Raw genomic sequence first — 411 nt, 5'->3', positions numbered from 1 at the left:
CCGCGCCCACGCCTACACCCAGTTGGGCCGTTACGACGAAGCCGACGCCGCCGTGCAGAAGATGGTGGACCTGCGCCCGGACGCCGCCTCCCTCGCCCGCGCCTCCTACGCCTTCGAGCTCAAGGGGGACACCGACCGGGCCCGCGCCCTGATGCGGCGATCCCTGACGGCGGCGGCCACCCCGGCCGACACGGCCTTCGCCCACAACGTCCTGGCATCCCTGGACCTCCAGGACGCCGACCCCCGGGCAGCCCTGTCCCGCACCCGGACCGGGCTCAAGGCCGCCCCGGGCGATTCGGCGCTCCTGGAGACCCGGGCCCGCGCCCACCTGGCCCTGGGCGACACCACCAAAGCCCTTGCCGACTACCGCGCGGCCGTCGCGATCGCCCCCCTGCCCCACCACCTGCTGGG

General features: G+C 75.7%; 1 protein-coding gene. It reads left to right on the top strand.

The annotated features are described in order from the left end of the window. Nucleotides 1-411, top strand: a 411-nt coding sequence (locus tag G3I71_RS52530) for a tetratricopeptide repeat protein (protein WP_275409467.1), incomplete at both ends; no start/stop codon positions are given.

It is taken from the genome of Streptomyces sp. SID12501 (assembly GCF_010550245.1).
Taxonomy (GTDB): domain Bacteria; phylum Actinomycetota; class Actinomycetes; order Streptomycetales; family Streptomycetaceae; genus Streptomyces.
The sequence above is the reverse complement of the archived record's forward strand: the minus strand, read 5'-3'. Positions and strand labels throughout refer to the sequence as shown.